General features: G+C 53.9%; 21 protein-coding genes. 13 read left to right on the top strand and 8 right to left on the bottom strand.

Going from position 1 to position 21,719, the window contains the following annotated elements; translation table 11 throughout:
• The first annotated feature begins 106 nt into the window (after positions 1–106).
• The gene (ahr, locus tag ACU8YC_RS13275) at positions 107–1,126 is read left to right on the top strand and encodes an NADPH-dependent aldehyde reductase Ahr (RefSeq protein WP_446895421.1); all 1,020 of its coding nucleotides are present in this window, start codon (positions 107–109) and stop codon (positions 1,124–1,126) included.
• A gap of 30 nt (positions 1,127–1,156) precedes the next feature.
• Here ahr and idnK read toward each other — a convergent pair whose 3' ends face one another.
• Entirely contained in the window at positions 1,157–1,678 is a 522-nt protein-coding gene (gene idnK / locus ACU8YC_RS13270; RefSeq protein WP_151217477.1) for a gluconokinase, read from the bottom strand.
• A gap of 217 nt (positions 1,679–1,895) precedes the next feature.
• On the opposite strand from idnK, the gene idnD reads away from it, so the two are divergent.
• The 5 genes from idnD to ACU8YC_RS13245 all read left to right on the top strand — a co-directional run bounded on the left by idnD (position 1,896) and on the right by ACU8YC_RS13245 (position 7,744).
• Positions 1,896–2,939 (top strand): L-idonate 5-dehydrogenase, encoded by a 1,044-nt coding sequence (gene idnD, locus ACU8YC_RS13265; RefSeq protein ID WP_210904383.1) that lies wholly within the window; start codon positions 1,896–1,898, stop codon positions 2,937–2,939.
• Positions 2,940–2,950: 11 nt separating this feature from the next.
• Positions 2,951–3,715: a gluconate 5-dehydrogenase gene (gene idnO, locus ACU8YC_RS13260; RefSeq protein WP_151224499.1), complete on the top strand. Its 765-nt coding sequence runs from the start codon at positions 2,951–2,953 to the stop codon at positions 3,713–3,715.
• A gap of 76 nt (positions 3,716–3,791) precedes the next feature.
• Complete coding sequence (idnT, locus tag ACU8YC_RS13255; RefSeq protein WP_370619123.1) at positions 3,792–5,111, top strand: gnt-II system L-idonate transporter; 1,320 nt, start codon at positions 3,792–3,794, stop codon at positions 5,109–5,111.
• Between the two features lie 52 nt (positions 5,112–5,163).
• Positions 5,164–6,162 carry a DNA-binding transcriptional regulator IdnR gene (gene idnR / locus ACU8YC_RS13250; protein ID WP_151217472.1) on the top strand — a complete coding sequence of 333 codons (999 nt, stop codon included), beginning with the start codon at positions 5,164–5,166 and terminating at the stop codon, positions 6,160–6,162.
• A 79-nt stretch (positions 6,163–6,241) separates the two neighbouring features.
• Positions 6,242–7,744 carry a helicase HerA-like C-terminal domain-containing protein gene (locus ACU8YC_RS13245; RefSeq protein WP_210904382.1) on the top strand — a complete coding sequence of 501 codons (1,503 nt, stop codon included), beginning with the start codon at positions 6,242–6,244 and terminating at the stop codon, positions 7,742–7,744.
• A gap of 38 nt (positions 7,745–7,782) precedes the next feature.
• On the opposite strand, the gene lptG is transcribed toward ACU8YC_RS13245, so the two are convergent.
• The 3 genes from lptG to ACU8YC_RS13230 form a co-directional block, all read right to left on the bottom strand.
• Positions 7,783–8,865 carry an LPS export ABC transporter permease LptG gene (lptG, locus tag ACU8YC_RS13240; RefSeq protein WP_151217468.1) on the bottom strand — a complete coding sequence of 361 codons (1,083 nt, stop codon included), beginning with the start codon at positions 8,863–8,865 and terminating at the stop codon, positions 7,783–7,785.
• Complete coding sequence (lptF, locus tag ACU8YC_RS13235; RefSeq protein ID WP_151217466.1) at positions 8,865–9,965, bottom strand: LPS export ABC transporter permease LptF; 1,101 nt, start codon at positions 9,963–9,965, stop codon at positions 8,865–8,867. The genes lptG and lptF overlap by 1 nt, the downstream gene beginning before the upstream one ends.
• Positions 9,966–10,027: 62 nt before the next feature.
• Positions 10,028–10,078, bottom strand: a complete 51-nt coding sequence (locus ACU8YC_RS13230; RefSeq protein ID WP_212723231.1) for a hypothetical protein — start codon at positions 10,076–10,078, stop codon at positions 10,028–10,030.
• Positions 10,079–10,231: 153 nt separating this feature from the next.
• Here ACU8YC_RS13230 and pepA point away from each other — a divergent pair, with 153 nt between their 5' ends.
• From pepA to ACU8YC_RS13210, 4 genes are all read left to right on the top strand, one after another.
• A complete protein-coding gene (pepA, locus tag ACU8YC_RS13225) occupies positions 10,232–11,743 on the top strand; it encodes a leucyl aminopeptidase (protein WP_005134172.1) in 1,512 nt (503 codons plus the stop codon).
• A gap of 144 nt (positions 11,744–11,887) precedes the next feature.
• Positions 11,888–12,331: a DNA polymerase III subunit chi gene (gene holC / locus ACU8YC_RS13220; RefSeq protein WP_151217464.1), complete on the top strand. Its 444-nt coding sequence runs from the start codon at positions 11,888–11,890 to the stop codon at positions 12,329–12,331.
• A complete protein-coding gene (locus tag ACU8YC_RS13215) occupies positions 12,331–15,186 on the top strand; it encodes a valine--tRNA ligase (RefSeq protein ID WP_446895420.1) in 2,856 nt (951 codons plus the stop codon). The genes holC and ACU8YC_RS13215 overlap by 1 nt, the downstream gene beginning before the upstream one ends.
• Before the next feature lie 160 nt (positions 15,187–15,346).
• The gene (locus ACU8YC_RS13210; protein ID WP_151217460.1) at positions 15,347–15,850 is read left to right on the top strand and encodes a GNAT family N-acetyltransferase; all 504 of its coding nucleotides are present in this window, start codon (positions 15,347–15,349) and stop codon (positions 15,848–15,850) included.
• A gap of 26 nt (positions 15,851–15,876) precedes the next feature.
• On the opposite strand, the gene ACU8YC_RS13205 is transcribed toward ACU8YC_RS13210, so the two are convergent.
• From ACU8YC_RS13205 to rraB, 3 genes are all read right to left on the bottom strand, one after another.
• The gene (locus tag ACU8YC_RS13205) at positions 15,877–16,707 is read right to left on the bottom strand and encodes a topoisomerase II (protein ID WP_151224496.1); all 831 of its coding nucleotides are present in this window, start codon (positions 16,705–16,707) and stop codon (positions 15,877–15,879) included.
• Positions 16,708–16,872: 165 nt separating this feature from the next.
• A complete protein-coding gene (gene miaE / locus ACU8YC_RS13200) occupies positions 16,873–17,631 on the bottom strand; it encodes a tRNA isopentenyl-2-thiomethyl-A-37 hydroxylase MiaE (protein WP_151217457.1) in 759 nt (252 codons plus the stop codon).
• A 51-nt stretch (positions 17,632–17,682) separates the two neighbouring features.
• Complete coding sequence (rraB, locus tag ACU8YC_RS13195; protein ID WP_003025845.1) at positions 17,683–18,108, bottom strand: ribonuclease E inhibitor RraB; 426 nt, start codon at positions 18,106–18,108, stop codon at positions 17,683–17,685.
• A 98-nt stretch (positions 18,109–18,206) separates the two neighbouring features.
• Here rraB and argL point away from each other — a divergent pair, with 98 nt between their 5' ends.
• Both argL and argF read left to right on the top strand, forming a co-directional pair.
• Positions 18,207–18,302 (top strand): putative translational regulatory protein ArgL, encoded by a 96-nt coding sequence (gene argL, locus ACU8YC_RS13190; RefSeq protein WP_373276877.1) that lies wholly within the window; start codon positions 18,207–18,209, stop codon positions 18,300–18,302.
• Complete coding sequence (argF, locus tag ACU8YC_RS13185; protein ID WP_187259185.1) at positions 18,272–19,276, top strand: ornithine carbamoyltransferase; 1,005 nt, start codon at positions 18,272–18,274, stop codon at positions 19,274–19,276. Before argL ends, argF begins: the two co-directional genes overlap by 31 nt.
• 90 nt (positions 19,277–19,366) lie before the next feature.
• Here argF and ACU8YC_RS13180 read toward each other — a convergent pair whose 3' ends face one another.
• Entirely contained in the window at positions 19,367–19,819 is a 453-nt protein-coding gene (locus ACU8YC_RS13180) for a YhcH/YjgK/YiaL family protein (RefSeq protein WP_151217454.1), read from the bottom strand.
• 672 nt (positions 19,820–20,491) lie between these two features.
• On the opposite strand from ACU8YC_RS13180, the gene arcA reads away from it, so the two are divergent.
• Complete coding sequence (gene arcA, locus ACU8YC_RS13175) at positions 20,492–21,712, top strand: arginine deiminase (RefSeq protein WP_446895419.1); 1,221 nt, start codon at positions 20,492–20,494, stop codon at positions 21,710–21,712.
• Positions 21,713–21,719: the final 7 nt, after the last annotated feature.

Genomic DNA, 21,719 nt, shown 5'->3' with positions numbered 1-21,719 from the left:
GCAACCCTCATCACAGTTTGCCCTCTTCTTAATTCCCCCTTCTGCGAAGCGTCCCGTTTCCCCATGCTCTACACTTCCAGTTCAACACCACACTGAGGGAAACACGATGTCGATGATAAAAAGCTACGCCGCAAAAGCGGCGGGCAGCGAACTCGAACTCTATGAATATGATGCGGGCGAGCTCAAGCCGGAAGATGTCGAAGTCCAGGTCGATTACTGCGGTATCTGCCATTCCGATTTGTCGATGATCGACAACGAATGGGGATTCTCTCAGTATCCGCTGGTTGCCGGGCATGAGGTGATTGGTCGCGTGGCAGCGCTCGGCAGTGCGGCGCAGGATAAGGGTCTGAAGGTTGGTCAGCGCGTTGGGATTGGCTGGACGGCGCGCAGTTGCGGACATTGTGACGCCTGTATCAGCGGCAATCAGATCAACTGCCTGGAAGGGTCCGTTCCCACTATTCTCAATCGCGGAGGCTTTGCCGAGAAGCTGCGAGCCGACTGGCAGTGGGTGATCCCCTTGCCGGAGAGCATCGACCTGGCGGCAGCTGGCCCCTTGCTGTGTGGCGGCATCACGGTGTTCAAACCGCTGCTGATGCACCATATCACTGCCACCAGCCGCGTTGGGGTGATCGGCATCGGTGGCCTGGGACATATCGCCATTAAGCTGTTACACGCGATGGGTTGTGAAGTGACCGCATTCAGCTCCAACCCCGCGAAAGAACAGGAAGTGCTGGCGATGGGGGCGGATAAAGTGGTCAACAGCCGCGATCCGGATGCGCTAAAAGTGCTGGCGGGCCAGTTCGATCTCATCATTAACACGGTTAACGTCGATCTCGACTGGCAGCCCTATTTTGAAGCGCTGGCCTACGGCGGTAACTTCCATACCGTCGGTGCAGTGCTGAAGCCGCTGCCGGTGCTGGCATTTACCTTAATTGCCGGGGATCGCAGCATCTCCGGTTCGGCGACCGGGACGCCATCTGAGCTGCGCAAGCTGATGAAGTTTGCCGGGCGCAGCAAGGTGTCGCCTACCACCGAGCTGTACCCGATGTCGCAAATTAACGAAGCTATCCAGCACGTGCGTGATGGCAAGGCCCGCTATCGCGTGGTGCTGAAAGCAGACTTCTGATGCAGGGCTCAGTCCCGCAAGGGGCTGGGCTTATTGCCCGTGACGAAACGCGAGCACCGCCTGGCGGCACTGTTCCGTCACATGCTCGATGTCATGGTTTACATCGATGCGGGCAATATCTTTCTCATCGTCCTGTGGGCACTCCAGCGCGTCGAACTGACTTTTGAGTAATCCCACCGGCATAAAATGCCCTGCCCGACGCTGCATGCGCGCCAGAATAGTCTCGTAGTCGCCGTCCAGCCACAGAAAATGCACATTCGGGCTGCCCTGACGCAATATATCTCGGTACTGTTTTTTTAATGACGAGCAGACAATAAACCCGGTCTCGTTCTTTTTATATAAACTGTATGAGGCGTCATTTAATCGCGCTAGCCACGGCAATCGGTCTTCATCGGTTAATGGAATACCTTCAGACATTTTATCAATATTTTTAGCCGGATGGAGATCATCACCATCAATAAATTTAGCCGATAATACAGCGGCAATTTTGCTACCAATTAAAGATTTACCGCTACCCGAAACACCCATCAAAATATAACTTTCCCCGGCCATTGAAAAAACTCCTGATTCATATTCTATGGCGCGATACTACGCCTTCCACATTGCAGAATTCACCTTTTTTCGCCGCGACTGAACAGATTTACAGGGCGCATCACGTTATGCGTAACATTGTAGTGTAACAATTTCTCAGCGTGACCTGCATCACAAATAATAACAATTAAAACCGTTTAAATGCTGCCGAGGTTACTACCTGACCAGTGAGGCATTTATGCAAGTCAAAACCCAATCCTGCGTTGTCGCGGGGAAGAAAACTGTTGCCATTACCGACCAAAATATAGAATGGAATAATAAAGGAACGCTGGTAAAAATTACCCGAGGCGGTATTTGTGGTTCCGATTTACATTATTATCAGGAAGGAAAAGTCGGTAATTTTACCGTTAAAGCGCCGATGATTTTAGGCCATGAAGTTATTGGTAAAGTAGTGCACAGCGATTCAAAAGAATTACCTGAAGATCAGTCAGTGGCGATTAATCCGTCGAAGCCCTGCGGCCACTGTAAATACTGTCTTCAGCATGAAGAAAACCAGTGTACGGAAATGCGCTTTTTTGGCAGCGCCATGTATTTTCCCCACGTCGACGGCGGCTTTACTCAGTATAAAACCGTCGATACTGCGCAGTGCGTCCCCTACCCTCAAGAGGCGGATGAAAAAGTCATGGCCTTTGCCGAACCGTTGGCGGTCGCGATCCACGCCGCACATGAAGCGGGCGACCTGCAGGGCAAGCGCGTGTTTATCTCCGGCGTTGGGCCTATCGGCTGTCTGATTGTCAGCGCGGTGAAAACGCTCGGCGCGGCAGAGATTGTCTGTGCGGATATCAGCCCGCGCTCGCTCTCGCTGGCGCAACAAATGGGAGCCGACACGCTGATTAACCCGCAGCAGGACTCGCTCGACGAGTGGAAAAAAGAGAAAGGCTACTTCGACGTCAGCTTCGAGGTCTCCGGCCATCCGTCCTCAATCACCACCTGTCTGGAAGTGACCCGCGCGAAAGGCGTGATGGTGCAGGTCGGCATGGGCGGCACGGTGCCAGACTTCCCGATGATGATGCTGATCGGCAAAGAGATCGCGCTCAAAGGTTCGTTCCGCTTTACCACCGAGTTCAACACTGCGGTGTCGTGGCTGGCGAATAACGTTATCGATCCGCTGCCGTTACTCAGCGCCGAATATCCGTTTACCGAGCTTGAACAGGCGCTGAACTTCGCCGGGGACAAAACCCAGGCAGCGAAAGTCCAGCTTGTTTTCGAAGACATAAAATAAGGAATAGCATGATGAACGATCTTTTTTCACTGGACGGCAAAAACATTCTGATCACCGGTTCGGCCCAGGGTATTGGTTATTTACTGGCGACTGGTCTGGGTAAATATGGCGCGCAGATTATCGTCAATGATATTACACCGGAGCGCGCGGAAGCCGCCGTCACTAAACTGCAGCAGGAAGGGATCCGCGCCGTTGCCGCGCCGTTCAATGTTACGCATAAACAGGACATTGATGCCGCCATCGAGCATATCGAAAAAGACATTGGCCAAATTGATGTGCTGGTGAATAACGCCGGTATCCAGCGTCGCCATCCGTTTACCGAATTCCCGGAACAGGACTGGAACGATGTGATTGCCGTTAACCAGACGGCGGTATTCCTGGTCTCGCAGGCGGTAACGCGTCGCATGGTGGAACGTCAGGCCGGGAAGGTCATCAACATCTGCTCCATGCAGAGCGAGCTGGGCCGCGACACCATCACGCCGTACGCCGCCTCTAAAGGCGCGGTAAAAATGCTCACCCGCGGAATGTGCGTTGAGCTGGCGCGCCACAATATCCAGGTCAACGGTATCGCCCCGGGCTACTTTAAAACCGAAATGACCAAAGCGCTGGTCGAGGATGAAGCCTTCACTTCCTGGCTGTGCAAACGTACGCCAGCCGCACGCTGGGGCGATCCGCAGGAGCTGATCGGCGCGGCGGTATTCCTCTCTTCTAAAGCATCCGATTTTGTTAACGGGCACCTGTTGTTTGTCGATGGCGGCATGCTCGTCGCCGTCTGATACAACGCAACATCACGCAGCGCCCAGGCGCTGCATTTTTGGCACACCACTCTAAATAATTTAAAGAGAAACGATTATGCCATTAATAATAATTGCGGCAGGCGTCGCGCTGCTCCTGGTCCTGATGATTGGCTTTAAAGTTAACGGCTTTATTGCTCTGGTCCTGGTGGCGGCGGTCGTTGGTTTTGCCGAAGGGATGGATGCCCAGGCCGTTCTGCACTCAATACAAAATGGGATCGGCGGCACGCTCGGCGGGCTGGCGATGATCCTCGGCTTCGGCGCAATGCTCGGTAAGCTGATTTCCGATACCGGTGCGGCTCAGCGCATCGCCACCACGCTGATTGGCACGTTTGGTAAGAAACGCGTGCAGTGGGCGTTGGTGATCACCGGTCTGGTCGTCGGTCTGGCGATGTTCTTCGAAGTCGGCTTTGTTCTGCTGCTGCCGCTGGTATTTACGGTGGTGGCCTCGTCCGGCCTGCCGCTGCTGTATGTCGGCGTACCGATGGTCGCCGCGCTGTCCGTGACCCACTGTTTTCTGCCGCCGCATCCGGGACCCACCGCGATTGCCACCATTTTCGAGGCCAATCTCGGTACCACTCTGCTGTACGGATTTATTATTACTATCCCGACGGTGATTGTCGCCGGGCCGCTGTTTTCTAAGCTGCTGACCCGCTTTGAGAAAGCACCGCCGGAAGGGTTGTTCAACCCGCATCTGTTCACCGAAGAAGAGATGCCGTCGTTCTGGAACAGTATCTTTGCGGCGGTAATCCCGGTCATACTGATGGCGGTCGCCGCGGTGTGCGAAATTACACTGCCAAAGACCAACAGCGTGCGGGTGTTCTTTGAGTTTATCGGTAACCCTGCGGTCGCGTTATTTATTGCTATCGTGCTCGCCATTTTTACCCTTGGTCGACGTAACGGACGTACGACCGAGCAAATTATGGATATCATTGGTGACTCTATCGGCGCGATCGCGATGATTGTGTTTATCATCGCCGGGGGCGGTGCATTTAAGCAGGTTCTGGTCGACAGCGGCGTGGGACAATATATCTCACACCTGATGACCGGCACGTCGCTTTCTCCGTTGCTGATGTGCTGGACGGTTGCCGCTTTGCTGCGCATCGCGCTCGGTTCAGCCACCGTGGCGGCTATCACTACCGCAGGTGTGGTACTGCCGATTATCAACGTCACTCATGCCGACCCGGCGCTGATGGTGCTGGCTACCGGCGCGGGCAGTGTGATTGCCTCCCATGTTAACGATCCGGGATTCTGGCTGTTTAAAGGCTACTTTAATCTCAGCGTGGGGGAAACGTTGCGCACATGGACGGTAATGGAGACGCTGATTTCCATTATGGGTCTGCTGGGTGTTCTGGCGCTGAACGCCATCCTGCATTAAGACGGTCATCACCGGGGAGCACAGGTCAGCGCTCCCCGGCACTGGAGAGAAAATGAGGAACCACAGAATTTCTTTGCAAGATATCGCCACGCTGGCGGGCGTGACCAAAATGACGGTGAGCCGCTACATTCGCTCGCCGAAAAAGGTCGCAAAGGAAACCGGTGAACGCATTGCGCAGATTATGGAGGAGATTAATTACATCCCCAACCGCGCGCCCGCGATGCTGCTGAACGCGCAAAGCTATACGCTCGGCGTGCTGATCCCCTCGTTTCAAAATCAGCTGTTCGCTGACATTCTGGCCGGTATTGAGTCAGTCACTTCAGACCATAACTATCAGACGCTGATCGCCAACTACAATTATGACCGGGAATCCGAGGAAGAGTCGGTGATCAACCTGCTGTCGTACAATATCGACGGCATTATCCTGTCCGAGAAATATCACACTCTGCGCACGGTTAAATTCCTGCGCTCTGCCAACATTCCGGTGGTCGAGCTAATGGACATTCAGGGCGATCGTCTGGACATGGAAGTAGGTTTCGATAACCGTCAGGCCGCGTTTGATATGGTCAGCACCATGCTGGATAAACGCCAGCGGCGCAAAATCCTCTACCTTGGTTCGAAAGACGACGTCCGCGATGAACAGCGCTATCGCGGCTACTGCGATGCCATGACGCGTCGGGGTCTGATGCCGCTGCGCGTCAATCCGCGCTCTATTTCGTCCATTCATCTCGGCACCCAGATGATGCGGGACGCGCTCACCGCGCATCCGGATGTAGACGGCGTCTTTTGCACCAACGACGATATTGCGATGGGCGCGCTATTGCTGTGCCGCGAGCGTGAGCTGGCCGTTCCGGAGCAGATCTCGATTGCTGGTTTTCACGGACTGGAAATGGGCAGGCAGATGATCCCCAGCCTTGCCAGCGTGATCACCCCACGTTTTGACATTGGCCGCATGGCGGCGCAGATGTTGCTGAGCAAAATCAAGAACAACGACCATAACCACAACACCGTGGATCTGGGGTATCAGATTTATCACGGCAATACGCTTTAAGTCATTTTCTCTCGCCATCGCATACTCTCTTTGATGGACATTGCCTATACTCCAGGCAGGATAAATGGAGGAAATCTCAATGAGCGCACCCCTGCTAATTGCCCGCACGCCGGACACAGAACTGTTTTTGCTGCCAGGCATGGCCAACCGTCACGGGCTGATTACCGGCGCGACCGGGACCGGCAAAACCGTCACCCTACAAAAACTGGCCGAATCGCTCTCCGGGATTGGCGTACCGGTATTTATGGCTGATGTGAAAGGCGACTTAACCGGCGTGGCCGAGGAAGGACAAACCTCTGAAAAGCTGCTCGCCCGCCTGAAAAACATCGGTATTACCGACTGGCAACCGCATGCTAATCCGGTCACGGTGTGGGATATCTTCGGTGAGAAAGGCCACCCGGTGCGAGCCACGGTATCTGACCTCGGGCCGTTGCTGCTGGCCCGTCTGCTGAACCTCAACGACGTGCAGTCTGGCGTGCTGGATATTATCTTCCGCATTGCCGACGACCAGGGCCTGCTGCTTCTCGATTTCAAAGACCTGCGGGCCATCACTCAGTACATCGGCGATAACGCCAAATCCTTCCAGAATCAGTACGGCAATATCAGCAGCGCTTCGGTCGGGGCTATCCAGCGCGGACTGCTGTCGCTGGAGCAGCAGGGTGCGGCGCACTTCTTTGGCGAACCGATGCTGGATATCAAAGACTGGATGCGTACCGACGCCAACGGCAAAGGGATGATCAACATCCTCAGCGCCGAGAAGCTCTATCAGATGCCCAAACTGTACGCCGCCAGCCTGCTGTGGATGCTCTCCGAACTGTACGAACAGCTGCCGGAAGCAGGCGATCTGGAGAAGCCCAAACTGGTGTTCTTCTTTGATGAAGCGCATCTGCTGTTCAACGACGCTCCGCAGGTGCTGCTGGATAAAATCGAACAAGTCATACGCCTGATCCGCTCGAAAGGGGTCGGCGTGTGGTTCGTCTCACAAAACCCGGCCGATATTCCGGACAACGTGCTCGGCCAGTTGGGTAACCGCGTGCAGCACGCCCTGCGCGCGTTCACGCCAAAAGATCAGAAAGCGGTGAAAAGCGCGGCGCAAACCATGCGCGCCAACCCGGCGTTTGATACCGAGAAAGCCATTCAGGAGTTGGGCACCGGCGAGGCACTGGTGTCGTTTCTGGACGCCAAAGGCAGCCCGTCGATGGTGGAGCGGGCGATGGTAATTGCCCCGTGTTCCCGCATGGGACCGGTGACCGACGACGAGCGCAACGGGCTGATCAATCACTCCTCGCTGTACGGCAAATATGAGGAAGAGATCGACCGCGAATCCGCCTATGAGCGTTTACAGCAAGGCGTGCAAGCCAGCCCCGAGCAGCAAAATACGCCTCCCGCCAACGGTAAAGCGGTCGAGGTTGACGACGGTATTCTCGCTGGGTTGAAGGATATTTTGTTTGGCAGTACCGGACCGCGCGGCGGCAAGCGCGATGGCGTGGTACAGAGCGTGGCGAAAAGCGCGGCGCGACAGGTCACTAATCAGATAATCCGTGGCATGTTGGGCAGTTTGATGGGTGGGAGAAAACGCTAACAGGAAGCTCCCCTCCCGCACAGCGGGAGGGGTAGATATTACGATTTACGCAGCATCAGCCACAGGCTTATCAGGAAGAAGCTGGCGCTTGGCAGCAGCGCGCCAATAATCGGCGGAATGCCGTACACCAGCGTCAGCGGGCCAAAGATTTGGTCCAGCACATAAAATACAAAACCGAAGCTAATCCCCGTCACTACACGCACACCCATCGGGACGCTACGCAGTGGGCCGAAGATAAACGACAGCGCCATCAGCATCATGACCGCCACCGACAGCGGCTGGAACACTTTGCTCCACATATTGAGCTGGTAGCGTCCGGCATCCTGGCCGCTCGACTTCAGGTACTTCACGTAATTATGCAGACCACTAATCGACAACGCGTCAGGATCCAACGCCACGACGCCGAGCTTGTCAGGCGTCAGGTTGGTTTTCCAGGTGCCGCTCACCGTCTGCGAACCGGTGATTTGTTTCGGGTCGGTCAGGTTGGACTCATCCACCTGCGACAAACGCCAGACCTTTTGCTCCGGGTCAAACGTCGCGCTGGCAGCATAGCGAACAGACTGCAAACGACGTTTGTCGTTAAAGGCGTAGATGCTGATTCCACCTAGCTCAGCGTCACCTTTCACCCGCTCGATGTAAACAAAGTTGTCCCCGTCTTTCGCCCACAACCCCTGCTGGGTAGAGAGCAGCGAGCCGCCGTACATCTGCTGGGCACGGTAGTTACGCGCCATCTGTTCACCCTGCGGCGCAACCCATTCGCCGATGGCCATCGTCAGCAGCACCAGCGGAATCGCGGTTTTCATCACCGATAACGCCACTTGCATACGGGTAAAGCCGGAAGCCTGCATCACCACCAGTTCACTGCGCTGGGCCAACATGCCCAGCCCCAACAAAGCCCCCAGCAGCGCCGCCATCGGGAAGAAGATCTGGATATCTTTCGGCGCGCTGAGCAGGGTATACAGCCCGGCACCCATCGCATCGTAGCTCCCCTGCCCGGCTTTTTTCAGCTGGTCGACAAACTTGATGATCCCGGAGAGCGATACCAGCATGAACAATGTCATCATGATGGTGGTGAAAATGGTTTTACCGATATAGCGGTCAAGTACACCAAAGGGCTGCATTATACCGCTCCTTTACGCATAAAACGGGCACGTAAGCGGCGCATCGGCACCGTATCCCAGAGGTTGAGCACAATCGCCAGTGCCAGATAAGCCAGGTTAACCACCCACATCCAGAACACAGGATCCAGCTTACCTTTGCCACCGTTCGACTTCAGCGACGTCTGCACCAGGAAGAACAGCAAATAGAGCAGCATGGCTGGCAGCATGGACAGTACACGCCCCTGACGCGGGTTTACCACACTCAGCGGAACGACCATCAGTGCCATCATAAATACGGTGAATACTAACGTGATACGCCAGGTCAGCTCCGCGCGGGCGCGATCGGTGTCGGTCGCCAACAGCGTACGCATGGTCATCTGTTCGGTATCGTTTGGATCCAGCGCCACGGCCTGATGACCGATAATCGCCTGATAATCCTGGAAGTCGGTAATGCGGAAATCGCGCAGCAGCGCGGTCCCTTCAAAGCGCGTCCCCTGGTTTAGGGTTACGACCTGGGAGCCATCGCGCATCTGCGTAAGATGTCCGGAATCAGCCACCACCACCGAAGGACGGGCGTTACCTTTCGGGCGGATTTGCGCGAGGAACACATCTTTGAAGTTACTGCCGTCGACGCTTTCGATAAACAGTACCGAACCGCCGTTAGTCGCCTGCTGGAATTGCCCCTGAGCGAGCGCCGCCATACCGGGGTTGGCTTTCGCCTCCGCCAGTACTTCATCCTGATGCCGGGAGGACCACGGTCCGGCCCACATCACGTTGACCGCCGCAATAATACTGGTAAACAACGCCAGTACCATCGCTGCTTTAATAAGCACAGTCTTGCTCAGCCCACAGGCATGCATGACCGTAATTTCACTTTCGGTATACAGTTTGCCCAGCGTCATCAGCAGCCCGAGGAACAGGCTTAAGGGCAAGATAAGTTGCGCCATTTCTGGCACGCCCAGCCCCAGCAGCGAGAGCACCAGATTCGCCGGGATGTCGCCGTCAACAGCCGCACCAAGGATCCTGACTAACTTTTGACAAAAGAAGATCAAAAGCAGGATGAATAGGATCGCAAGTTGGCTTTTGAGCGTTTCCCGAACCAGATATCTTATGATTATCACTTTAAATACGCCCGTAAAAACCCGTCTTTTGCCGGAATTTAGCTTGTTTCATGGCTTAAACGTCATTTATTCTCTTGAGTCGTCGAAATCGTCGCTAAGATCATTATACTCAACGGATCCACCTCTCAGAAATTGTTCTGACGTGCCAATGCCGTAATAACGTTAAGATTAACACGAAGTCACCGCAACAGCGGGTATGAGTTACGAAAGCTTGCAATTCTATCCGTAGCCACCGCTGTTGTCTTTAAGATTCAGGAGCGTAGTGCATGGAGTTCAGTGTAAAAAGCGGTAGCCCGGAGAAACAGCGGAGTGCGTGCATCGTCGTGGGTGTCTTTGAACCACGCCGCCTCTCTCCGATTGCAGAGCAGCTCGACAAGATCAGCGACGGGTACATCAGCGCACTGCTGCGTCGTGGCGAACTGGAAGGCAAACCGGGTCAAACCCTGTTGCTGCACCATGTTCCTAACGTTCTGTCTGAGCGAATTCTCCTTATTGGTTGTGGCAAAGAGCGTGAACTTGATGAGCGCCAGTACAAGCAGGTCATTCAGAAAACCATCAATACGCTGAATGATACTGGCTCAATGGAAGCCGTCTGCTTCCTGACTGAGCTGCACGTCAAAGGGCGCAATAACTACTGGAAAGTACGTCAGGCCGTTGAGACGGCCCAGGAAACGCTGTACAGCTTTGACCAGTTGAAGACCAACAAAAGCGAGCCGCGTCGTCCGCTGCGTAAAATGGTCTTCAACGTACCGACCCGCCGTGAGCTGACCAGCGGTGAGCGAGCTATCCAGCACGGTCTGGCGATCGCCGCGGGTATTAAAGCGGCGAAAGATCTCGGCAACATGCCGCCAAATATTTGTAACGCTGCCTATCTGGCTTCTCAGGCGCGTCAGCTGGCAGACAGTTACAGCAAAAATGTGGTGACCCGTGTGATCGGCGAGCAGCAGATGAAAGAGCTGGGTATGCACTCTTATCTGGCCGTCGGTCACGGCTCGCAGAACGAGTCGCTGATGTCGGTCATCGAGTACAAAGGCAACCCGTCCGAAGACGCGCGTCCGATTGTGCTGGTCGGGAAAGGGTTAACCTTCGACTCCGGCGGTATCTCCATCAAACCTGCTGAAGGCATGGATGAGATGAAGTACGACATGTGCGGCGCGGCGGCAGTGTACGGCGTAATGCGTATGGTGGCCGAGCTTCAACTGCCCATCAACGTCGTCGGCGTACTGGCGGGCTGCGAAAATATGCCGGGTGGCCGCGCGTATCGCCCAGGCGATGTGTTGACCACCATGTCCGGGCAGACCGTTGAAGTGCTCAATACCGATGCCGAAGGCCGTCTGGTGCTGTGCGACGTGCTAACCTACGTCGAGCGCTTTGAGCCGGAAGCGGTGATTGACGTCGCAACCCTGACCGGCGCGTGCGTGATTGCGCTGGGCCATCACATTACCGGCCTGATGTCGAACCACAACCCGCTGGCGCATGAGCTGATCGGCGCGTCCGAGCAGGCTGGCGATCGCGCATGGCGTCTGCCGCTGGGTGATGAGTTCCAGGAACAGCTGGAGTCCAACTTTGCGGATATGGCGAACATTGGCGGACGTCCTGGCGGAGCCATTACCGCAGGCTGCTTCCTGTCGCGCTTTACCCGTAAGTACAACTGGGCGCACCTGGACATCGCCGGCACCGCATGGCGTTCCGGGAAAGCCAAAGGCGCTACTGGTCGTCCGGTGGCGCTGCTGTCGCAGTTCCTGCTCAATCGCGCCGGGTTTAACGGCGAAGAGTAATGTGTAAATGCTGGATGGCGCTACGTTTATCCGGCCTACAAAGCAACACGCTGTAGGCCTGATAAGACGCGCAAGCGTCGCCATCAGGCGATAAGGCCGGGTCACCCGGCCTTGTATTTAAATTCACCACAAGAAGCCCCATATATGAAGAATGCGACGTTCTATCTTCTGGATAATGACACTACCGTTGATGGCTTAAGCGCCGTTGAACAACTGGTGTGTGAAATTGCCGCAGAACGTTGGCGGGCTGGCAAGCGCGTGCTGATCGCCTGCGAAAACGAAAAGCAGGCTCTTCGACTGGATGAAGCTCTGTGGGCAAGACCGGCAGAAAGCTTTGTTCCGCATAATCTGGCGGGTGAAGGCCCCAGAGGCGGCGCCCCGGTAGAGATTGCCTGGCCAGAAAAACGCAACAGCAGCCCACGTGACCTGCTCATCAGTTTGCGCGTTGGCTTTGCAGATTTTGCCACCGCTTTCACAGAAGTGATAGACTTCGTCCCTTACGAAGATTCTTTGAAACAATCGGCACGTGATCGCTACAAAGCTTACCGCGTGGCTGGTTTTAACCTGAATACGGCAACCTGGAAATAATGGAAAAGACATACAACCCACAAGATATCGAACAGCCGCTTTACGAGCACTGGGAAAAGCAGGGCTATTTCAAACCTAACGGCGATGAAAGCAAAGAGTCCTTCTGCATCATGATCCCGCCGCCGAACGTCACCGGCAGTTTGCATATGGGTCATGCTTTCCAGCAAACCATCATGGATACCATGATTCGCTACCAGCGCATGCAGGGTAAAAACACTCTGTGGCAGGCCGGTACCGACCACGCGGGTATCGCCACCCAAATGGTGGTTGAGCGTAAGATTGCCGCTGAAGAAGGTAAAACCCGTCACGACTACGGTCGCGATGCCTTTATCGACAAAATCTGGCAGTGGAAAGCGGAATCCGGCGGCACCATTACCCGTCAGATGCGCCGTCTCGGCAACTCCGTTGACTGGGAGCGCGAGCGCTTCACCATGGACGAAGGTCTTTCCAATGCCGTGAAAGAAGTCTTTGTTCGCCTGTACAAAGAAGACCTGATTTACCGTGGCAAGCGCCTGGTTAACTGGGATCCGAAACTGCGCACTGCTATCTCTGATCTGGAAGTGGAAAACCGCGAGTCTAAAGGCTCGATGTGGCACATCCGTTATCCACTGGCCGACGGCGCGAAAACCGCAGACGGTAAAGATTACCTGGTCGTGGCGACTACCCGTCCGGAAACCATTCTGGGCGATACCGGCGTGGCCGTGAACCCGGAAGATCCGCGTTATAAAGATCTGATCGGCAAATTCCTGATCCTGCCGCTGGTTAACCGCCGCATTCCGATCGTCGGTGACGAACACGCCGACATGGAAAAAGGCACCGGCTGCGTGAAGATCACCCCGGCACACGATTTCAACGACTACGAAGTCGGGAAACGTCACGGCCTGCCGATGATCAACATTCTGACCTTTGACGGCGACATCCGCGAAACGGCGGAAGTGTACGATACCAAAGGCGAAGAGTCTGACGTTTACTCCAGTGAAATCCCGGCTGAATTCCAGAAGCTGGAACGCTTTGCTGCACGTAAAGCGATCGTTGCAACCATCGACGCGCTGGGCCTGCTGGAAGAGATCAAACCTCACGATCTGACCGTACCTTACGGCGACCGTGGCGGCGTGGTTATCGAACCGATGCTGACCGACCAGTGGTACGTCCGTGCCGATGTGCTGGCGAAACCGGCGGTAGAAGCGGTAGAGAACGGCGACATTCAGTTCGTACCGAAGCAGTACGAAAACATGTACTTCTCCTGGATGCGCGATATTCAGGACTGGTGTATCTCCCGTCAGCTGTGGTGGGGTCACCGTATCCCGGCATGGTACGACGAAGCGGGTAACGTCTACGTTGGCCGTACCGAAGACGAAGTGCGTCAGGAAAACAACCTCGGCGCCGACGTTGCGCTGCGTCAGGACGAAGACGTTCTCGACACCTGGTTCTCCTCCGCACTGTGGACCTTCTCTACCCTGGGCTGGCCGGAAAATACCGACGCGCTGCGTCAGTTCCACCCAACCAGCGTGATGGTTTCCGGCTTCGACATCATCTTCTTCTGGATTGCCCGCATGATCATGATGACCATGCATTTCATCAAAGATGAAAACGGCAAGCCGCAGGTTCCGTTCCATACCGTCTACATGACCGGTCTGATCCGTGACGACGAAGGCCAGAAGATGTCCAAATCCAAGGGCAACGTAATTGACCCGCTGGATATGGTCGACGGTATCTCCCTGCCGGAGCTGCTGGAAAAACGTACCGGCAACATGATGCAGCCGCAGCTGGCTGAGAAGATTGCCAAACGTACCGAGAAGCAGTTCCCGAACGGCATCGAGCCGCACGGCACCGACGCCCTGCGCTTTACCCTGGCCGCACTCGCCTCCACCGGTCGCGATATCAACTGGGATATGAAGCGTCTGGAAGGTTACCGTAACTTCTGTAACAAGCTGTGGAACGCCAGCCGCTTCGTGCTGATGAACACTGAAGATCAGGATTGCGGCTTTAACGGCGGCGAAATGACCCTGTCGCTGGCGGACCGCTGGATCCTGGCTGAATTCAACCAGACCGTTAAAGCGTACCGCGAAGCGCTGGATAACTTCCGCTTCGATATCGCCGCGGGCATCCTGTACGAATTCACCTGGAACCAGTTCTGCGACTGGTATCTGGAGCTGACCAAGCCGGTAATGACCGGAGGAACTGATGCTGAACTGCGCGGCACCCGTAATACGCTGGTCACCGTGCTGGAAGGTCTGCTGCGCCTGGCGCACCCGATTATTCCGTTCATCACCGAGACCATCTGGCAGCGCGTGAAAGTAATTTGTGACAACACCGCAGATACCATCATGCTGCAGCCGTTCCCGGAATATAACGCCGCACAGGTTGATGAAGCGGCGCTGGCCGATACCGAATGGCTGAAGCAGGCGATCGTTGCCGTACGTAACATCCGCGCGGAAATGAACATTGCCCCGGGTAAACCGCTGGAGCTGTTGCTGCGTGGTTGCAGCGCGGATGCGATGCGTCGTGTGAACGACAACAAGAGCTTCCTGCTGAACCTGGCGCGTCTGGAAAGCATCACCGTGCTACCTGCCGATGACAAAGGTCCGGTCTCCGTGACCAAAATCATCGACGGTGCCGAGCTGCTGATCCCGATGGCGGGTCTCATCAACAAAGATGATGAACTGGCGCGTCTGGCAAAAGAAGTGGCGAAAATTGAAGGTGAGATTGCCCGTATCGAAGGCAAACTGTCCAACGAAGGTTTCGTTGCTCGCGCTCCGGAAGCGGTGATCGCCAAAGAACGTGAGAAGCTGGACGGTTACGCAGAAGCCAAAGCGAAGCTAATTGAGCAGCAGGCGGTTATCGCCGCGCTGTAAAATTGTTTGCAGGATAAGCGTAGCGTATCCGGCACCGCAGACGATAAAAGCCTCTGACGCACCCGCTCAGAGGCTTTTTCTTGAATTATCCTCGCTTGCACTTCCCCTCACCGCAGTGTTATTAACTGCATATGTCTCACTTTTATGTCATGAGTTCGCTATGAGTGTTATCACACCTGTCTCAACGACGCTGCGCCGCATTACCGCCGACGACAACGCCGCTATTGCCCACGTTATCCGTCAGGTTTCCGCCGAATACGGCCTGACCGCCGATAAAGGCTATACCGTTGCCGATCCCAATCTGGACGAGCTGTTTCAGGTTTACAGCCAGCCGGGCGCAGCCTACTGGGTGGTTGAGCAAAATGGTGAAGTCGTGGGCGGCGGCGGCGTTGCGCCATTAGGGTGTAGCGAACCGGACATTTGCGAACTGCAAAAGATGTACTTCCTCCCAAGCGCACGCGGTCAGGGGCTGGCGAAAAAGCTGGCGCTGATGGCGCTTGACCATGCCCGCGAGCAGGGTTTTAAGCAGTGTTATCTTGAAACGACGGCATTTCTGACCGAGGCTATCCGCCTGTATGAACATTTAGGGTTTAAGCATATCAGTGAAGCGCTCGGCTGTACCGGACATGTAGATTGTGAAGTGCGGATGTTAAAGCCCCTCTGACCTCACGCCGAGGGGCTCTGGTTACGTTACTGCATTTCGGCTGAGAGCATCAGCCGAATAACGCCGGCCGCGCGCGCGGTTGGCAGCTTCAGCACCTGTGACCATAAATCTTGCACCATTTCACAGACGACTTTCTCTTTGCCCACGCCTTTACTCGGATCGGCCATGATTTGGATATCCGGTCCAAAGCGCTGTACCAGCCCCGGGCTGATGGATTGCAGATCCTGAAGCGCCAGCTGTTTTTCTTCTGCCGTGACCGTATGTTTTTTTGGGCCATGTGAGGCATACATCATGCTCATATCACTCGCCATACGACGATCCATGATCTCACGCGGAATAATACGCACTGGGTTAATCCCACCTTTCACCGCCGGGAACAAAAAGCGAAAACATTCGTCATTGCCCACTTTTGCCACCGCGGAAATCTGCTCGAGATTAATCTTCATATACTCGATCACATTGGCATCAGGCGCCTGCTGCAAACGCGCCATCTGTACCTGCAGGATCTGCGGCTGAATAGCGTCGATAATCTGTTGCTCGCTTTTCCCCGCCTCTTTCAGCTGCGTTGCCTGGGTGAGGATGTTCTGCCACAGCGCAGGCTCCTGCTCCTTAAGCACCTGATAAACGGGCATGGACAGCATCGCGTTTTCAAATTTCTGCGCATCCGTCAGCCCATAATTCGGGCTTTCCCGCGGGATCAGGTAGTGCACATCAAACAGATTCCACGCGACAATTGCCACCACAAAAACCACCGCGCCGGAGAGCTTGCCCAGCCAGCCTTTTTTGCGAAACATGCCGACGACGATAGCAATCACCGCCCCGATATACCCCGCCAACAATACGTGTGTCCAGTTCATTAACCATCCTTATGCCAAATCGTCTCTGTTCTGGGGATATATTTCCCCTTCGCGCGTTTTGATTATTACGGCAGCAGTGAGCGATTGCCAGCCACCAGATTTTGTTAACAGCAACAGGAAGGGTTAAATCGCGCGGCAATGTCTGCCGCGCGTCAGAGAAGGAGGCTAAGCGGGCACCCCGCTGTGAAAACGGAATTCATCGTCGGGAGAGGTAATCAACGCGGCTTCTACTTCGCCAAAGAACCGCACCCGGCTACTGATATCGTCAGCAGAAACCTGCTGCGCCAGCGCCAGATAATCCTGATAGTGCCGCGCTTCAGAACGCAGCAGTGACAGATAAAATGACTGTAAATCGTCATCCAGATACGGCGCCAGCGCGGCGAACCGTTCACAAGAACGTGCTTCAATGTAAGCCCCGCAAATCAGCTTATCGATTAGCGTTAATGGCTCGTGGGTTCGCACCTCTTTGAGCATGCCTTTGGCATAACGGCTGGCGGTGATTTTGACGTAGGGAATATTGCGGCTCATCATCATCTCACGCACCTGCCAGAAGTGGTGAAGTTCTTCTTTGATCAGCAAAACCATGCTGTCGATAAGCTTGCGTCCCCACGGGTCGTCAGTTTGCGGCATCACACTTTTGCTAATCTGTTTATTCAGTGCGATAAAATCCGGTTCATCCCCATCCCTGAAAGCATACGCCTCATAGGGTTTCAGCCAGTCCAGCAGCGCCTGCGATCCCTGTTTATCTGCGACATACTTACGCACCAGCAGCATAGCCGTTTGCGCCGCTTTCAGCTCGCAGACGAGGTGATCGGTCAGTAACAGAGGGAGATTCGCCGGGTCTCGCGCTTTATCAAGCCAGGCCTGCGGCGTTTTACAGTGCAGGAAGTTGTGGATCGGGGAGAGTATTTGCAGGTAATCCATACGTTGTCCTTGGCCTACGGCAGCATACGCCACCGTAGGTCAGCAGATGACTTAGTGACGCACGCCGTCATCATCTTCGTCGACGAGGTCTTCATCGTCGCCGTCTTCACCTTCTTCGCCGTTTGGGTCTTCGAAATAGGTGCCCCAACCGTCGTATTCCACATCATATTTTTCAGCCAGGTTCATCAGTTGCTCAACCTGAGCGTCGATCAACTCGGCATTCAGAGCACATTCGCTCAGGATGTCACAGCAAATAACCGTGTCACCTTCTTCCACTTCCAGCTCTTCCGGCTCGGTCACTTCATAGCCCAGCTTGAAAGCTTCTACTGCCGCTTTTTCCAGGGTTTCAAAGTCATCCGCAGAAAGGTGATGCTCGATGGTGTACAGCGCGTCTGGATCGCTGCCATCTTCGAGTAACTCTTCAATAATCAAGCGCGTTTCTTCACGCTGTTCTTCCAGTAGTTCCGGGTTTGCCATGGCTCGTTCCTCATAATGTCCTGCCGATACTCTTATTGTCACATACCGCTGTCATTGCCTCCACCTTTCCAGGAAAGATTTGTTAAACAAGGTTGCAAATGAATAAACATCCATATAAATTGAATTTTAATTCAATAAATGGCCTAAGCCATGTGAGGGAACTATGTCTACCTTTTATCAGAAACATTTTTTGAAACTGCTTGATTTCACCTCTGCTGAACTGACGTCACTGCTCCAGCTCGCCGCGCAGCTCAAGGCGGATAAAAAAAACGGCACAGAGGTCGCTAAACTCACCGGTAAAAACATCGCGCTCATCTTCGAAAAAGACTCAACCCGTACCCGTTGCTCTTTCGAAGTTGCCGCATACGATCAGGGCGCGCGCGTAACGTATCTCGGGCCAAGCGGCAGCCAGATTGGTCATAAAGAGTCGATCAAAGACACCGCCCGCGTGCTCGGTCGTATGTACGACGGTATTCAGTATCGGGGCCATGGCCAGGAAATTGTCGAGACGCTTGCGGAATACGCCGGAGTTCCGGTATGGAACGGATTAACTAACGAATTTCACCCTACCCAGTTGCTGGCAGATTTGCTCACGATGCAGGAACACCTGCCAGGTAAAGCGCTCAATGAAATGACGCTGGTTTATGCAGGCGATGCACGTAACAATATGGGTAACTCCATGCTGGAAGCCGCCGCGTTAACCGGGCTGGATCTGCGCCTGGTCGCGCCGCGAGCCTGCTGGCCGGAAGAAAGCCTGGTTGCGGAGTGCAAAGCGCTGGCACAGAAAAACGGCGGCAATATTACGCTGACCGAAGATATCGCCGCGGGCGTGAAAGGTGCGGACTTTATCTATACCGACGTCTGGGTATCAATGGGCGAAGCGAAAGAGAAATGGGCCGAACGTATTGCGCTGCTGCGTAAGTATCAGGTTAATAGCGCAATGATGGCGTTGACTGGTAATCCGCAGGTGAAATTCCTGCACTGCCTGCCGGCGTTCCATGACGATCAAACCACACTTGGCAAACACATGGCGCAAGAGTACGGACTGCACGGCGGTATAGAAGTGACCGACGAGGTCTTTGAATCACCCGCCAGCATCGTATTTGATCAGGCAGAAAACCGGATGCACACCATCAAAGCGGTGATGGTTGCAACGCTCGCAAAATAATGATGTTTGTAGGCCGGGTAAGGCTCCGCCACACCCGGCAATCTGCGCCGTTGTGCCTGATAGCGCTACGCTCATCAGGCCTAGCGTCCGTCACTTAACCAACAGCTTAACTACGGCTTTACGTACCAGCGCGGGAGCGCCGACCGCGCATAGCGGTTTATGCACTTCACCCGGATAAAACACCACGAAGTCACCCTCATTCAACACCACCGTTTTCTCCTGTACGCCTTCCGCCACGAAGGCGATGTCTTTATCCGTCAGCCAGTCAGTTTCCGGCGCGCCCGCAGGCTGCGTGCTGAAAGTCATACCTTCCTGACCTTTGAGCAGGATCTGAATATCCAGATACCGGGCGTGATACTCGGCGCGGCGCTGTGCGAACGGCTCCGTCATATCTTCAGCAATCAGATAAAACAAACGATCGCCGTCGATATCATGCTTGCCCTTTTCCGTCGCATCCGTCACATGCGCTTTAATATGCTCAATCGCCTGGCGCAACTCTTCCGGCAGCCAGGCATCCAGGTTGTAAATATTGCCGACAATCATCTCAAACCCCTTAATTAAAACAACGTTTCATTTTACTTGTTATACGAAAAAACGACCTGCCATACCACTGCTAATTACCGATAATTTGCGTCAACGCATGTTTATCGCTGATGGTGTTAAAATATCGTTAACTTACCACAACTGCTTATGCATAAACACTGCATAACTTCCACCTCGTCTTTTTCGAAGAGTTTGCTAACACATTGTTATAAAATGTTTTTTTATAAAAACCAGTCTTCCATCACAGTTCACTCCCTTCCCTTTATCTTTGTGCAGTGACATATTTATTTGGTAATCAACACCAGCGTGCAAATAATAAAATCACAGGTTCGCATAAATATGTATACCATAATAAAAAATACACTAAAATCAGCACCTTATTGAATTGCTTTATTTTTAAATAAGTACAAAAAATTAACATGAATAAATAACAAGACATATTCATGCGTAGTAATTCAGTTACTCTTATTTTTATTTTTTAAATTCTCAGAGCCATCTCATAAATTAAACAACAAAAGCCAACCAACAACCTGACTGTGAAATAAATCACGTTTCTCTACCAAATAAGATCTAAATATAGACTCCGAAATCAGCTAAAAAATCATGACTGCAATAAATATTATTTGCAGGCACCTCCTCTTTATTTTTTAAAATCGTATTAAAGGAATAATGATGGAAAAGCATTATGTCGGGTCTGAAATCGGTCAATTACGTAGCGTAATGCTACATCGCCCTAATCTCAGTTTAAAAAGGCTGACGCCATCAAATTGCCAGGAACTGCTTTTTGATGATGTTCTTTCGGTAGAACGTGCAGGAGAAGAGCATGACATTTTCGCCAACACGTTACGTCAGCAAGGGATTGAGGTTCTGCTATTCACTGATTTATTGACACAAACCTTAGATATCCCAGATGCCAAAGGCTGGCTACTGGAGACACAAATCTCTGATTATCGCCTTGGCCCCGCTTTCGCTGCTGATATTCGCGCATGGCTTGCAGATATGCAGCACCGGGAGCTCGCCCGGCATTTAAGTGGTGGGCTGACCTACGGGGAAATTCCTGCCTCAATCAAAAATATGGTGGTCGATACACACGATATTAATGACTTTATTATGAAGCCATTACCAAACCACTTATTTACTCGCGATACCTCCTGCTGGATATATAACGGTGTATCCATTAACCCGATGGCAAAAACCGCACGCCAGCGGGAAACCAATAACCTGCGAGCAATTTACCGTTGGCATCCACAATTTGCCGATGGTGAATTTATTAAATATTTCGGCGATGAAAATATTAATTATGACCACGCCACTTTAGAAGGTGGCGATGTGCTGGTCATTGGTCGCGGCGCGGTACTCATCGGTATGTCGGAACGTACCACGCCGCAGGGTATTGAGTTCCTTGCCCAGTCGCTGTTCAGGCATCGCCAGGCTGAACGCGTCATCGCGGTCGAATTGCCGAAACATCGCTCTTGTATGCACCTCGATACCGTCATGACCCACATCGATATCGATACCTTTTCCGTCTATCCGGAAGTAGTGCGCCCGGATGTCCAGTGCTGGACCCTGACGCCAGACGGGCGCGGCGGCCTGAAACGTACCCAGGAAAGTACGCTGGTACACGCCCTCGAAAAAGCGCTGGGTCTCGACCAAATAACGCTTATCACCACCGGGGGTGACGCCTTCGAAGCTGAACGCGAACAGTGGAACGACGCCAACAACGTCCTGACGCTGCGCCCCGGCGTGGTGGTGGGCTACGAGCGCAACATCTGGACCAACGAGAAATACGACAAAGCCGGTATCACCGTTTTACCCATTCCTGGCGACGAACTGGGACGCGGGCGCGGCGGTGCGCGCTGCATGAGTTGCCCGCTGGAACGCGACGGTATTTAAGGAGACG

It is taken from the genome of Citrobacter sp. VF227 (assembly GCF_052950715.1).
The sequence above is the reverse complement of the archived record's forward strand: the minus strand, read 5'-3'. Positions and strand labels throughout refer to the sequence as shown.